Raw genomic sequence first — 14183 nt, 5'->3', positions numbered from 1 at the left:
GGTGAAGAACTTGGTTGATGAGATTGCCACGCTACGCTCGTAATGACAGAGGTGTTTAATGCATCGGCTTAATAAATGACCGATGCCCCAATGACAAATGACAAAATGACCCAATGACAGTTTCAATAATAGTGGCCATCGCCAAAAACAACGCGATTGGTAAAGACAATAAATTACTTTGGCATCTACCAAATGATTTGAAGCATTTTAAGGACGTAACCAGCGGGCATACCGTTATCATGGGCCGTAAAACTTTTGATTCGGTTGGCAGGCCGCTGCCAAGGCGCAGGAATATTGTGGTTACCAGGCAGCCTATCAGTATTGAAGGTTGCGAGGTGGTGAGCTCCATTGAGGGTGCCCTGGCACTTAGCGCCGGGGAGGACGAAGTGTTTATAGTTGGCGGTGCCGAGATCTACAGACAGGCTATACCGCTCACAAATCGCATCTATTTAACCATTGTTGATGAGGAATTTGAGGGCGATACTTTTTTTCCCGAGCTAAACGCCGCGGAATGGAAGGAAACAAAACGCGAAAATTTTGAGCCTGACGAAAAAAACAAGTATAGCTACTCGTTTATTACACTGGAACGTGGCTAACATTTTTTGTCATCAATTTGTTTTAATTTAAAATTTTGTGCTTGCGAAATTTTATTAGATTTGCTGCCTTATTAAAAAAAAGCTTATAAACTAATTAATTACATATTATAATTCGATGCAAGGTAAAGGGGTTATTAAATTTTTCGCCATTCTGCTGGCTGTTGTGTGTTTATACCAGCTGTCGTTTACGTGGGTGGCCCAAAAGGTTGAGAGTGATGCCAAGGCATACGCGAAGGGAAATCTGGAGAAAGAGAAGGCATACCTGGACTCAATGTCTACACAACCGGTATATCCGTTATTGAAACACAACTATCAATACGTTAAGCAAAGAGAGCTTGCTTTAGGTTTGGACCTAAAAGGTGGTATGAACGTTACCATGCAAATTTCGCTTGATGAACTGGTACGTAAAATTTCGAACAACAATCCGGATGTTACATTTAACCAGGCTTTGGCAAATGCCGACAAGTTACAGGCTGACGCTAAAACCAGTCAGAAAGATTTCATCGCTTTATTTGTAAGCGAGTACGAAAAGTTAAACCCTACTGGTAAACTGGCTGCCATCTTTTCAACAAAAGACAACCAGGACCACCTGAAGTTTAATGCTTCAAACAGCGAAGTTGAATCGTACCTGAAAGATTTGGCTAATACTGCGGTTAAACAATCATTCACAGTTTTAAACACCCGTATTGACCAATTTGGTGTAACCCAGCCAAACATTCAGCTGGAAGCAAGCTCAAATCGTATATTGGTTGAGCTGCCAGGTGTAAAAGATCCGGAGCGTGTTCGTAAATTATTATCAGGATCAGCCAAATTGGAGTTTTATCAAACATTTGATAATACCGAGGCTATTCAATATTTAATAAACATTGATAACCTGCTTGCTGCTAAAAACAAAACAGCAAAAGCCGATACCGGTAAAGCTGGCGCGGCTACTGCTGCCACAGCAAAAACTGATACCGCTGCAAAAGCAGGATCATTGTTAAGCAAGGTTCAAAAAAATGCGGCTAAGGATACATCTGCTGCTGCATTGGCAAGCAAAACCCAGCAAGCCGCATTGCACCCACTGTATGCCGTATTGCAATTGAACATTAACCAGGGCCCTAACGGTTCACAGCCAGCTCAAGGCCCGGTTGTGGGTTATTCGCCTTTACAGGATACTGCACGTGTTAACGCTTACCTGCACAGCGCCGATGTACAATCGGTAATACCGCGTAACATGAAATTCCTTTGGGAAGTAAAACCGGTAAAAACTGCTAAAGACAAAATATTTGCTTTATACGCCATTAAACTTACCGGTGCCGATAACGGCCCTGTATTAGCCGGCGATGTAATTACCGATGCCCGTGCCGATAACGACCAGAGAGGTAACCCTGAGGTTGTGATGATCATGAACTCGGTAGGTGCACAGAAATGGCGTACCGTTACTGCCGAAGCTGCTGCTGGTGTAAATAAAAAAGCTATCGCCATTGTTCTTGACGATAACGTATACTCTGCACCAAACGTGCAAAACGAAATTACAGGTGGTGTATCTTCCATCACAGGTAACTTTACTTTAGATGATACCAAGGATTTGGCCAACGTATTAAAGGCTGGTCGTTTACCGGCTCCTGCCCACATCGTTTCAGAATCGGTAGTAGGTCCGTCATTGGGTAAAGAAGCCATCAGCGACAGTATTACATCATGTATATTGGGTTTAGTTGTGGTATTGGTATTTATGGTTGCTTACTACAACCGTGCAGGTACTGTAGCGGTAGTTGCGGTAATCATCAACATCTTCTTTTTAATGGGTGTATTAACCAGCTTAGGCGCGGTGTTAACCGTACCGGGTATAGCTGGTATCGTGCTAACACTGGGTATTGCGGTTGATGCCAACGTACTGGTTTATGAGCGTGTTCGTGAAGAAATGGCATTGGGTAAATCATTAAGATTGTCTATAACAGATGGTTTCAAACATGCTTTATCGTCAATCCTTGATTCGCAGATCAGTACATTCCTTACCGGTTTAATCCTGTTCATCTTCGGTTCGGGCCCAATCCAGGGTTTCGCAACTACATTGATGATAGGTATCATTACTTCTTTGTTCTGTTCATTATTGATCTCAAGGGTTATATTTGAGTGGATGCTTGACAAAGGATGGGATATCAAATTCTCAAACCCATGGAGCTCACATACCTTTAAAAATGCAAACTTCGCGTTTGTTAAAAACCGTTTTAAGTTTTACATATTCTCTGGAGTATTTATCACTGCAGGCTTAATCTCTATTTTCACCCGCGGCTTTAGCTACGGTGTTGACTTTGAAGGTGGTCGTAACTACATCATTAAATTCCCAGATCAAACAGTAACTGTTGAGGACATCCATAAAACCATTGATGCTGCAGGTACTATTGACCGTGGTACAGAGGTTAAAACAATGGGTGCCGATAAGATCAGCATCACCACCAACTACCTGTTTAGCGAAAACACTACCGTTGCAGATGCCAAGGTTAGGAAAACACTGGTTGAGGTTTTAAACACCAGCCCTAAAACACATATCGCCGATAGCGACATATTAGGACAATCAAAAGTAAGTGCAACCATTGCCGAAGAGTTAAAAACATCAGCCGTTTACACCGTATTGTTCGCCATATTTGTGATCTCGGCTTATATCCTTATCCGTTTCCGCAAATGGCAGTTTAGCTTAGGTGCCATGGTGGCAACAGCGCATGATGCGTTGCTGGTGTTATCGTTCTTCTCTTTATTCAGAGGCTTATTACCATTCTCACTGGATATCGACCAGGCATTCATTGCGGCTATATTAACGGTAATTGGTTACTCCATTAACGATACCGTGGTAGTGTTTGACAGGATACGTGAGTACCTTGACCTGCACCATGCCAAAACAGATAACCCTGAAGAAGTTATTAACCAGGCTATCAACAGCACATTAAGCCGTACTATTATTACCGCCTTAACCGTGGTATTCGTACTGATAGTGTTGTTCATATTTGGTGGCGACGTTATTAAAGGCTTCTCATTCGCGTTATTGATCGGTGTAATTTTCGGTACATATTCTTCTATCTGCGTGGCAACACCGGTAATAGTTGACTTTGGAAAGAAAGACCTGAGGTAATAAAAAATAACAATTATTTAAAAGGCTCCAAAGAACATTTGGGGCCTTGTTTGTTTGTATGTGTGTAAGCAAGATGGAAAGAGATGCGGGAAATAGTACAGCAGCGTATATTTGCAGCTCCCGGAGAAAGGTATTTGCTCCATCTTCAAATGATATATAAATACAACCTGCAAAATGGATACAAAAGATAGCTCAAAATTCCCCTTGGTAGTTATTGTTGGCGGCGGCTTTGGCGGCTTGCAAGTGGCAAAAAAGCTGGCAGATAAGCCTGTAGAGGTTTTAATGCTGGATAAGCATAATTACCACACCTTTCAGCCATTGTTGTACCAGGTTGCTATGGGTAGCCTCGAATCAGAATCGATAGCGTTCTCCTTACGTAAAAATTTCGATCAGCAAAAGAATTTCCGGTTCCGGATAGCCGAGGTATTAAAGGTTGATGCCGAAAAGAATACTATTGACACCACCATAGGCCCTATAGCTTATGATTACCTGGTGATAGCTACCGGATCAACCACCAACTTTTTTGGCAACAAGGAGATTGAGAAGTTTGCTATGCCGATGAAATCAATCCCCGAGGCATTAAACCTGCGTTACTCCATCCTCCAGAATATTGAAGAAGCGCTGCTTAAAAACACTAAGGAAGAGCGCGAGCCCCTGCTTACCTTTGTACTGGTAGGCGCCGGACCAACAGGTGTGGAACTCTCCGGCTCGCTGGCCGAACTGCGCAACCATATTTTAAGCAAGGACTATCCCGAGCTTAAAAAGGAGGATATGAAAGTTTACCTGGTAGATTTTTTACCCAAGGTACTCGGCCCCTTTTCCGACGAGGCATCAAAGGCAGCCAAAGGTTTCCTTACTGATATGGGCGTTGAAGTATTGCTGGGCATGAAGGTGGAAAGCTACGATGGCAACGAAATAAAATTTGAAGGCGGCAAAGTTATCCGCACCAAAAACGTGATCTGGAGCGCCGGCGTTATGGGCGTTGTACCCGAGGGTATCAGCAAAGACGTTATGGAACGCGGTAACAAAATAAAGGTCGATAGTATTTGTCGCATGGTGGGCAGCAGCAACGTATTTGCCATTGGCGATGTAGCGGCCATGATAACCGACGAAACGCCGAAAGGTCACCCCGGTGTGGCGCAGGTGGCTATCCAGATGGGCGCGCATGTGGGCAAATCCATCGGGCAATTGATCAATAACGAACCAACCGCACCGTTCAAATATAACGACAAAGGGTCGCTGGCTACTATTGGCCGCAACAAAGCCGTGGCCGATTTGGGTAAAATAAAGTTCCAGGGATTTTTTGCCTGGCTGGTGTGGATGTTTGTGCACCTGATATCGCTGTTGGGCGGTCGTAATAAGGTGATCGTGTTTATTAACTGGGTAGCCAGCTATATCAGCTATAACGGCGGCACACGCCTCATCATCCGCAAGTTTGAACGCGAAGGACTAACCGAACAGCAGCATTTGCCCGAAACGGTGGATTGAGGTTTCGGTGTTGTGTGATCGGTGGTGTGAGTTCTGAGGTGTGGGATCGGAGATGGGGTTGACAGGAGAATAGTTACCTATGTTGCAGGTTTTAATTAAAATTGATAATCTTGTATTAACGCAGACCACAGAAAACACACCTCAGACCTCAGTAAAAAGACCTCAGAACTCAATGATAAAAATAACCGAATGCCCCCGCGATGCCATGCAGGGCTTCATCCATTTTATTCCTACCGATATAAAGGCCACCTATATCAACCTGTTGCTGCAGGTGGGTTTTGATACCATTGATTTTGGGAGTTTTGTATCGGCAAAGGCCATTCCTCAATTGCAGGATACCGCACAGGTACTCAGTAAGCTTGATATGGGCAGTACGCAATCAAAACTGCTGGCCATTATTGCCAACTATCGTGGTGCCGAAGATGCTGTTAAACACGAGGAAATAACTTACCTGGGCTATCCGTTTTCTATATCCGAAACTTTTCAACTAAGAAACACCAATACCACCCTGCCGCAAGCCTTTGACAATGTTAAACGGATGCAGGAATTGAGCATTGCTAATAACAAAAAGCTGTTGGTTTACCTTTCCATGGGCTTTGGCAACCCCTATGGCGACGAATGGAACACCGGCATCATTGAACAATGGACGGCCCAATTAACCGCTCTCGGCATCAAAAACATTGCCCTGGCCGATACCATAGGTATAGCCAATGCAGATCAGATAAGCAGCATTTACCCGGATCTATCCAAAAAATTCCCTGATACCGAGTTTGGCATCCACCTGCATAGTACACCAGATACCTGGCAGCCAAAGATAGCGGCCGCCTACCAAAGCGGCTGTAAACGGTTTGATGTTGCCATAAAAGGATATGGCGGCTGCCCAATGGCCGCAGACGACCTTACAGGCAATATCGCCACCGAAAACTTAATACACTACCTCCAAACCCAAAACGAGCCCCTGGGCCTTAATATGGCCAAATTCCAGGAAGCTATGGATTATGCGGGAAAAGTATTTATTTAGATGTGCAGATTTTAAATTTCAGATGTGCAGATGGAAAGTAAGAGTATGTGCGATTCCTTCCTTGGGGAATGAGGAGGCAGGGGTTTAGCCGGCCTTATAAATAGACGTAGCGCGCAGAAACCCCTCCCTGCCTTTACGCTCATCCAATCGCACTCCTCCCGTTGGTAATAGCCCATGAGTAGACAGAGATATCATAAATAAGTTTGATAGGCTACATGCCCGCCCTTCGGGGCTACGTGTTTATAGTTTAATATAATAGAGGCTTGGCTCCGTAGGTGCCTCCTTATTTAACAGGAAGCTCCTATGGAGCTATTGATACCCATAAAGTACCTATAAACACGATACTCCTACGGAGTTAGAAAATCTGATTACGTTTTTATGGCTATTGATGGGCTATTACTCTCCCGTTGGGAGGGAATTAAAAATTAGTTTCGAAAAAAGGTTTTTCATCCTGAGGCACGAAGGATCTATTGGTGAGTAAGCACAGCTGCACAACAGATACTTCACTCCGTTCAGCATGACAAGTTGATAATAAATCCGGCCAATCCTTAAATCCCAAAAATCCAGGTTCAGACAAAATCATCTAAAATCTGCACACCTGAAATTTGAAATCTGTTACACCGCTGCCTTAGCAGATTTTGCAACTTTGGCTTTTACAGATTTATCGAAGTTTTCCATTACCAGTACGGCTGCGCCTATCAGTTCGGCATCGAAGCCCAGCTCAGATACCAGCAATTCTGTGCCGGTTGATAAGCGCGGGATGCAATATTTATGCAAGGCCTGTTGTATGGGGGCCATTAATATTTTGGCAACCCTTGCCCCCCTGCCGCTTAGTACAATGGTAGCCGGGTTCATGATGTGGATCAATATGGCCAGGGCCTTCCCTATTTTATAACCTGCGTCTGATAGTAATTCTATCGCAAACTGATCGCCGTTATTGGCGGCTTCCAATATAGCATCGCCCATGAGTTTGGAATGGTCGTTTTCGTTGTATTTGAGGCTGGTAACACGGCCTTGCTTAATACCGGCGATAGCCTTTTGGGCAACTACCAGTAACGATGCCTCGGCCTCAAGACAACCGCGTTTACCGCAATCGCACAGCGAACCATCTTCGGATAGCGGAATATGACTAAGCTCACCGGCAAAACCGGTGTGGCCCCTGAAAAGTTTACCATTTACGATCATACCCAGGCCTATACCCCAGCCCAGGTTAATTACCATAACCTCCTGCTGCGATTTGGCTATGCCAAACTTTTGCTCGGCAAGCGCAATAAGGCTGGAATCATTATCTATGTAAGTTACAATGCCGGTTTTGGCTTCAATATATTTCGTGAGGCTTTGGCCGTTTGCATCAAGATAGGTGTAGTTTATGCCTTCGGTTACGTTGATGAAACCGGGCATACCAATACCTATGCCTGCTATTTTATCTTTAGATGCACCCGAATTTTTGATATAATCGTCTATCTGGGCGGTAAGTGTGGCAAGCGAATCGGGGTTATTGTGCAGTTTAAGTTCAAAGGTGCGCATTTCTGCAACGGGGTTATTGAGCAGATCCACCAGTTGAATGCGGGCAGTTAACTGATCAAGCGCCACTGCCAGTATATACATAGCATTTGCTTTTACCGAGTACATTAAGGGCCTGCGGCCACCGCTTGATGGGGCGTAACCATCCTCTACCACAAAACCCTCATGCATTAACTCATTTATTGCCTTCGCAATCGATGGAATACTTTTATCAAATAATTCGCTCAGTCCGGCGCATGACATCGCTTTATTAAAATAAAGCTTTTTGATGATCATATTTTTTAGCTGACTGCCCTTTACACCTTTATTTTCGGCTTCCATTTAATAAGTTTATAGTAAGATTAGTACAAAAGTAGACTAAAGTGTTAAAACTTTATAAAAATATAAATAAAGTTTTAAATTATAACTGTAACAAATACAGTTAGTAGCTAACTATTTGTAAGACAACAATTATAAAACAATGGTTACAGTAAAAGATGTTAACTTTTTTGTTACAAAGGAAAAGTGGGTGCAGAGTTGACAGCAATTATTTCAGAGCGACAATAAAGTTGATCCTATATTTGAGGATGTAGACAAAAACACTTACGAAGTTTTAAAAACTTCGTAAGTGTGTAAGGACACTTCGTGGAATGAGATTAGTGGTAAAGGACGTGCTACTCCACCTCAAACTCCTGTTTCAGTCTGATATCTTCTGATGAGCTGCCTATCATTACCATAAACTTACCGGGTTCAACGGTCCAGTTCATGTTTTTATCCAACAGGGCCAGGTCGTCGGGGTGCAGGGTGAATTGAATGGTCTTTTTTTCGCCGGGATTGAGGCTCGTACGCTCAAAACCACGCAGGTCATAATCATAAGTGGTAACGCTGCTCACTTCGTCTTTAAGGTATAACTGTACCACATCGTCACCTGCGCGGGCGCCGATGTTGGTTACATCAACGCTTACCTGTATATCGCCCTGGGAATTGCCTTTTTGCGGCGATACCTGCAGATTGCTATACTCAAATTTAGTATAACTAAGCCCGAAACCGAAAGGATACAGCGCCCCGTTAACGCTGGTTTTACCCCAGCTATTTTGTCCGCCCTGGCTTGCCTGTGAAGCTGGTTTAAACGGAAAGTTAAACTCAATTTGCCCCGTGGTTTTAGGAAAGGTGATAGGCAGCTTACCGCCGGGGTTGTTATCGCCAAATAAGGTTTCGGCAATTACACGGCCGCTTTGCACGCTCGGGAACCAGGCTTCCAGTATAGCGGGCACGTATTTGTTTTCCCAGTTAATGGTAAGCGGCTGCCCGTTTATCATCACCATAACTAAAGGTTTACCTGTAGCCTGCAAAGCCTGTATCAGCTTTAATTGACGCCCCGGCAGGTTTAACCCCGTGCGCGACAGGCTTTCGCCTACCCTGTCCACATCTTCGCCTACAACGGCTATAATTACATCGGACTGCCGGGCTTGCACCACGGCCGAATCAATAGCGGCCTGTTCCTGCGGGGTAAGCGGTGTTTCTATGATCTCGCTTTCGGGCCAGGTGGCATCAACAATATTACAGCCTTTGGCATAGTTAACCTTTACGCCGGTGCCCACATAGTTTTTAATTCCATCCAGCACATTGGTAACCGCGTTATGCGAAGGCCCGTACCTGCTAATGGCATAATTTGTTTCCGTAGCAAGCGGACCAGTTACCAGTATATTTTTAAGCTTCTTTTTATCCAAAGGCAACAGGCTACCCTCGTTTTTGAGCAACACCATGGATTCGCGGTTCATTTTTAATGACATGGCCTCGTCGGTAACGGTGTGCACAACCTTATCGGCAGCTTTTGGGTCCTTTACATACGGACTATCAAACAAACCCAGTCTGAATTTTACCCGCAACACATCCCCTACCCTCGAATCGATAGTTTTCATGGAAATCTTGTTCTCTTTTATCAATTCGCGCAGGGGCATAATAAAGGTTTGGGGCATGGTAAAGTTGGTACGCACGTTAAGTCCGGCCTCAACAGCCTGTCTTACAGCCTCCTTGTAATCGGCAGCTACATGGTGTTTGGAATACAAAAACTCAACTGCCTCGCTATCACTTACCACATAACCGTTAAAACCAAATTGCTGGCGAAGCAGTTGCGTTAAAAAGTAATAACTGCCGGTAATGGGCACTCCATCCCAATCGTTATAACTGCTCATTACGCCCATTGGGTGCGCTTCCTGAATTACCCGGCGAAAAGGGTACAGATAGATCTGGTGCATTTCTCTCGGCGCCACATGCGGATCTGTACGGGCGCTGCCATCACGGCCACCTTTTGGCACGCTGTAAACCGCATAATGTTTTAAGGTTGATGCCACACCCTCCTCCTGGATGCCCAGTACCATTTGCTTGCCCATTTCGGCAATCAGGAAAGGGTTTTCGCCATAACATTCAACCACCCTGCCCCAGCGCTGATCGCGTGCGGGATCAAGTATGGGCGCGTAAACATTGGTATAACCCAGGGCCTTTGCCTCGCGGCCAACAGTTTCACCGGCCTGCCTAACCAGCTGTTTATCAAACGTGCTGCCTATGCCTATGGGTGCAGGCAGCGGCGTGGCCCTGTCATGGTTAAGACCGTGGATGCCCTCGTTTGTAAAATCGACCGGGATACCCATGCGGGTTTCTTCCACAAACCATTTTTGGATAGTGTTTATAGCAGATGCGTGTTTGCTGAAAGGATAGGAATATTGGGTTGGCGCATCATCAGTATGCGAGGTAAGGTTGTTCAGTTCTTCGTCTATATTGGCTATGCCGTCTTTCCAAACCTCGGTTTTCCATTTGTCTACAGGCATTTCATCTTTTAAAACACGCTTATAACCGTAAAGGGTAGCCATTTGGCAGGTTTTCTCATCTACCGTCATCTGGTTTAACAGATCGGCCACACGCTTATCAACGGTTTGCGATGGATCTTCAAAAACATCCATCCTGCCGTTCTTATTAAAATCTATCCAGCCCTTGTGGTAAATATTTTTTTGCTGTGCCGATGCCGGTAAAATAAAAGCCCCCACGAGCGCGACAGCCATACAGGCGCGCGGCAGTTTATAATTCATACTCATTGCAGATGAAATTCGGTTAGTAATTTCAAATATATGGTATAAGTATAATGTTTGATAGGCATCAGGTTGTACAAACTACTACAACGTTTGAGAAGATCAACACAACCTATGGAAATTATCTATAAATTTGATCAGATCTAAATCAAACTCATAATGCTTAAGTGTGCAAATACTTTTTTGCTATTGATCATTGCCTTATCTACAGGTTTCACCACTAAATTGGATGAAGTAACAAATTATTATGGCATTCCTGAAACCCTCACATTTGATAATGTAGATTTTAAACTATCATGGAGCTCGCATCCTAACGCAACTTATTACAAACAGGAGTATCTGCCTAAAAACAACACTTCAGAGCACTTTGATGATATGTTAATAATAGATTTTATTGTAACCGATCTGTCCGTAAAGGATGCAGTAGGCGCTCAGATAAAAACATTAATGGAGCGAAAAAAGACGGATGCGATCTGCAATTATTCGGTAGCTAAAAGTCCAGACGGCAACGAATATATTCTTGATTTTTTAATGAGTGAAAGCGCCGGAGATAAAATTAGCATTATTGAATGGAACGGCTATCATTACAAACCATATACCGATAAAGCAGGACACAACGGCGTATTGTTATTTGCCATAAGTCACCGTGCTTATTCAGACCAGGCCATTCCATTTTTAAAGTCGCTAAAAACATACAAAACAGAACAGGTGACGAAGCTGCTTAAATACCCTACTCCGGAGATTCAGCTTAAATAACCTGTTATAAAGGTGTGAAGATTAACTACGTGAGGGCTTCGCCGTTTCAGATTACAAATGTGCAGATGATTTTTGTATGAACCGGGATTTTTGGGATTTAAGGATTTACTGGATTAATATAGATTGTCATGCTGAACGGAGTGAAGCATCTATTTAACGCCATGCAAATTCACAAATAGATCCTTCTTTCCTCAGGATGACAAACATAATTTTTTAATCTGCACATCTGAAATCTATAATCTGCACATCCGAGATTTAATCCTCGGCTGCTTCTTCGCCTTTGCTGCCCAGTTCAACTATGTCGCCTTTTTGGAAAAGGATGGCTTTAAGCGTGGTGCGCCATACCGGTTTTTTACGCAGCAGAAATTCAAGGTCCATGCCGAAGTGTTTAAACTCTTCTTGCTGAGCGTTTTGCATAATGGCCTTGGCATCCTTGTCGGTTTCAACAGAAATGCGCTGTTCGTACCAGTTAATGGCTTCGGCCTCTTCGGTTAGCGAAACAATCATGCGGGCAAAAGTGCGGGTTTCGGCAGATAGCTCGCTGGCGGGTTCGTGGTATTGATCAAATGACATAATAGGTTTTTCTAATTAAAACATTATGTCGGCCTTTTGTTTGGGGCTATTGAAATTTAGAAGGATTATGGATTGGGTTTGGTCATTGGTCATTGGTCATTGGTCATTGGTCATTGGTCATTGGTCATTGGTCATTGGTCATTAAGGCCAACTTCAATCCGGACCCTATGTTTTAAAAACTCTGATCATTCTTTAATTTTATAATTCAGATTCAGATAAAATTCATGTTCAGACATATTCTGAAAATTCTTAATTCTGAGAATCCTGATTCAGACAATCATGGCGTTACCTTCGGCCCGCGCTATCCGCTCATACGGCACAGGGCATTAGGCTCGGGGCCGGTATCCGCTCCTATCGCTAACGCAGGAAAATTTGTCTGAACCTTGATTTTTAGGATTAAAGGATTGACAGGATTTTTAATCAACCTAATCCAACATGCCAATCAAAATCCCAAAATCACACAAATCCCCTTAATCCTGGTTCCGACAATTAAATTCTACCAATGAACTAATGATAACAATGAACAAATGAACCTCAACTACTTCACCGCCTTCAAAAACGCCACGGCATCATCCCCTAATTTGTAATGCAGCTTTGCCAGTTTAGCTACGTACAACTTACGTACATCGCTCCATTTGTAATAGGGAAAACCTGTTTTCAAACCGGTGATATGTGCCTCCTGTTCGTTCAACAGTATTTTTACACGATAACCGGCGGTGCCTTTCTTCTTGTAAAAGATCCATTGAATATTAGAGCTAAGCGGGATCACTTTGGCGGCCTGCCAGTTGGTATCAAACTTATTAATATCTGCCGCAACCTTATCCGCTGTTACAATACCAAGCAATGCCGCAAACGGCGATATGGTTTCGGCATGGGCAAAGCGCAGGCGGGCATTATAGTTGCCTGTTTTTATAAATTCATCGGTAGTGGTAATAAAATTGGCCAGTAGCGGGGCAGCAATTATTACCTGCAAGCCATTGGGTTTTACCCCAGGCCCTTTAACCAGGAAATCCTCCGCAGCATCAGCACGACCGAGTGCTTTCAGTTCATCGCAAGTATACAACGAGGTAAAATTCAGGTCTTCAGCTTTAAGTCCCACTTGTATAATTTCATCATGTAACGAATAAACTATGGTGGCGAAACCCCATATGTCATTAATTATTTTTTCTTCGGATTTTGGGTTGAGCGTTTTTAGCAACTCATCAGTAAAAAGTCTTTTGGTGATGGCTGCATTTATCTCATCAACATGCTCTGCCTTGGCTATAATGGCTTTGTACTTTTGCCAATCGCCATCTTTTTCATAACTGCTATAAGCCGGCGACTCGTCATAAAAACGGAGGTTTACATCGTCGGTAGCTTCGGCAATGCTAACAGAATCTCTTAGGTTATCCTTCAGACCTACCAGGAACGCATCGGCACTTTGTTTGGTTCTTATTTCTTTGGTTATATCTACCGTTATTTTAGGCTGTTTTGCAAATACATTGGCATTGCCGTTAAACATACGTTCGCCAATAAATTTTAGCTCGGTACGGCCCTCGGCAGATATGGATTTGGTGTTTCCCTTCTCCACCTTTTGCAGATTAAGTACCATTTTTTTCAACTGCCGACCCTTCTCGGTAAGCTGGCCGGCGCTATCGGCCTTTAGCAGAAAGCCATAGGTAAATGTTGTGCTTACATCCTTGGTTAAATGCCTTGCGCCGTGCCTGCCCACATGGTTTATAAATACGGGCTGATACCCTGCCGGGGCAGGCGTGTAACGCATTTTACCAATTTTGTACAGTGTTTTTGTGCCTAAAAACCCGGTGCCGCAGTCCTGGGCATGGGCTGCAATTCCAATAACACTTAAGAACAGGGAAAACAGAACGGCTTTTTTCATGGGTGTATATTACAAAAGCATCCCGATAAGATGCTTAAAATGTATTAAAAAGGGTGTCATCCTGAGCCTGTCGAAGGGCGTGCGTAAAGGCCTCCCCACAATGCTTCGACAAGCTCAGCATGACACCACCACTGGTTTATGGTATATTTTTTTGTAAGAAACTGCAAATTATCCT

Annotated in this window: 9 protein-coding genes; 5 read left to right on the top strand and 4 right to left on the bottom strand. The window is 43.8% G+C overall.

Going from position 1 to position 14183, the window contains the following annotated elements; all coding sequences use genetic code 11:
- Positions 1 to 113 precede the first annotated feature (113 nt).
- The 4 genes from BLS59_RS22545 (at position 114) to BLS59_RS22530 (ending at position 6214) form a co-directional block, all read left to right on the top strand.
- On the top strand, positions 114 to 596 hold the full coding sequence (locus BLS59_RS22545; RefSeq protein WP_091152832.1) for a dihydrofolate reductase: 483 nt from the start codon (positions 114 to 116) through the stop codon (positions 594 to 596).
- A gap of 115 nt (positions 597 to 711) precedes the next feature.
- Positions 712 to 3705 (top strand): protein translocase subunit SecDF, encoded by a 2994-nt coding sequence (gene secDF / locus BLS59_RS22540; protein WP_091152830.1) that lies wholly within the window; start codon positions 712 to 714, stop codon positions 3703 to 3705.
- Positions 3706 to 3879: 174 nt separating this feature from the next.
- Complete coding sequence (locus BLS59_RS22535; RefSeq protein ID WP_091152828.1) at positions 3880 to 5193, top strand: NAD(P)/FAD-dependent oxidoreductase; 1314 nt, start codon at positions 3880 to 3882, stop codon at positions 5191 to 5193.
- Positions 5194 to 5365: 172 nt separating this feature from the next.
- Positions 5366 to 6214 (top strand): hydroxymethylglutaryl-CoA lyase, encoded by an 849-nt coding sequence (locus BLS59_RS22530; protein ID WP_091153030.1) that lies wholly within the window; start codon positions 5366 to 5368, stop codon positions 6212 to 6214.
- Positions 6215 to 6829: 615 nt separating this feature from the next.
- Here BLS59_RS22530 and BLS59_RS22525 read toward each other — a convergent pair.
- Together BLS59_RS22525 and BLS59_RS22520 are read right to left on the bottom strand one after the other, a co-directional pair.
- The gene (locus BLS59_RS22525) at positions 6830 to 8059 is read right to left on the bottom strand and encodes an ROK family protein (protein WP_091152827.1); all 1230 of its coding nucleotides are present in this window, start codon (positions 8057 to 8059) and stop codon (positions 6830 to 6832) included.
- A 332-nt stretch (positions 8060 to 8391) separates the two neighbouring features.
- Complete coding sequence (locus tag BLS59_RS22520; RefSeq protein ID WP_240315316.1) at positions 8392 to 10809, bottom strand: glycoside hydrolase family 3 N-terminal domain-containing protein; 2418 nt, start codon at positions 10807 to 10809, stop codon at positions 8392 to 8394.
- A 153-nt stretch (positions 10810 to 10962) separates the two neighbouring features.
- Here BLS59_RS22520 and BLS59_RS22515 point away from each other — a divergent pair, with 153 nt between their 5' ends.
- On the top strand, positions 10963 to 11559 hold the full coding sequence (locus tag BLS59_RS22515) for a hypothetical protein (protein WP_091152823.1): 597 nt from the start codon (positions 10963 to 10965) through the stop codon (positions 11557 to 11559).
- Positions 11560 to 11814: 255 nt separating this feature from the next.
- Here the strand turns inward: BLS59_RS22515 and BLS59_RS22510 are convergent, their stop codons facing one another.
- Entirely contained in the window at positions 11815 to 12132 is a 318-nt protein-coding gene (locus BLS59_RS22510; protein ID WP_091152821.1) for a ferritin family protein, read from the bottom strand.
- A gap of 538 nt (positions 12133 to 12670) precedes the next feature.
- Positions 12671 to 14008 (bottom strand): histidine-type phosphatase, encoded by a 1338-nt coding sequence (locus BLS59_RS22505; RefSeq protein WP_091152819.1) that lies wholly within the window; start codon positions 14006 to 14008, stop codon positions 12671 to 12673.
- Positions 14009 to 14183 lie beyond the last annotated feature (175 nt).

It is taken from the genome of Mucilaginibacter pineti (genome assembly GCF_900101875.1).
In the GTDB taxonomy this organism is placed as follows: domain Bacteria; phylum Bacteroidota; class Bacteroidia; order Sphingobacteriales; family Sphingobacteriaceae; genus Mucilaginibacter; species Mucilaginibacter pineti.
This window is presented reverse-complemented; position numbering and strand designations above follow the sequence as displayed.

Bases quoted from the DNA above. Each gene is read 5' to 3' on its own strand.
- secDF (WP_091152830.1), top strand. From the start codon at position 712: ATGCAAGGTAAAGGGGTTATTAAATTTTTCGCCATTCTGCTGGCTGTT.
- BLS59_RS22535 (WP_091152828.1), top strand. From the start codon at position 3,880: ATGGATACAAAAGATAGCTCAAAATTCCCCTTGGTAGTTATTGTTGGC.
- BLS59_RS22510 (WP_091152821.1), bottom strand. From the start codon at position 12,132: ATGTCATTTGATCAATACCACGAACCCGCCAGCGAGCTATCTGCCGAA.
- BLS59_RS22505 (WP_091152819.1), bottom strand. From the start codon at position 14,008: ATGAAAAAAGCCGTTCTGTTTTCCCTGTTCTTAAGTGTTATTGGAATT.
- BLS59_RS22520 (WP_240315316.1), bottom strand. From the start codon at position 10,809: ATGAGTATGAATTATAAACTGCCGCGCGCCTGTATGGCTGTCGCGCTC.
- BLS59_RS22545 (WP_091152832.1), top strand. From the start codon at position 114: ATGACAGTTTCAATAATAGTGGCCATCGCCAAAAACAACGCGATTGGT.
- BLS59_RS22515 (WP_091152823.1), top strand. From the start codon at position 10,963: ATGCTTAAGTGTGCAAATACTTTTTTGCTATTGATCATTGCCTTATCT.
- BLS59_RS22530 (WP_091153030.1), top strand. From the start codon at position 5,366: ATGATAAAAATAACCGAATGCCCCCGCGATGCCATGCAGGGCTTCATC.
- BLS59_RS22525 (WP_091152827.1), bottom strand. From the start codon at position 8,059: ATGGAAGCCGAAAATAAAGGTGTAAAGGGCAGTCAGCTAAAAAATATG.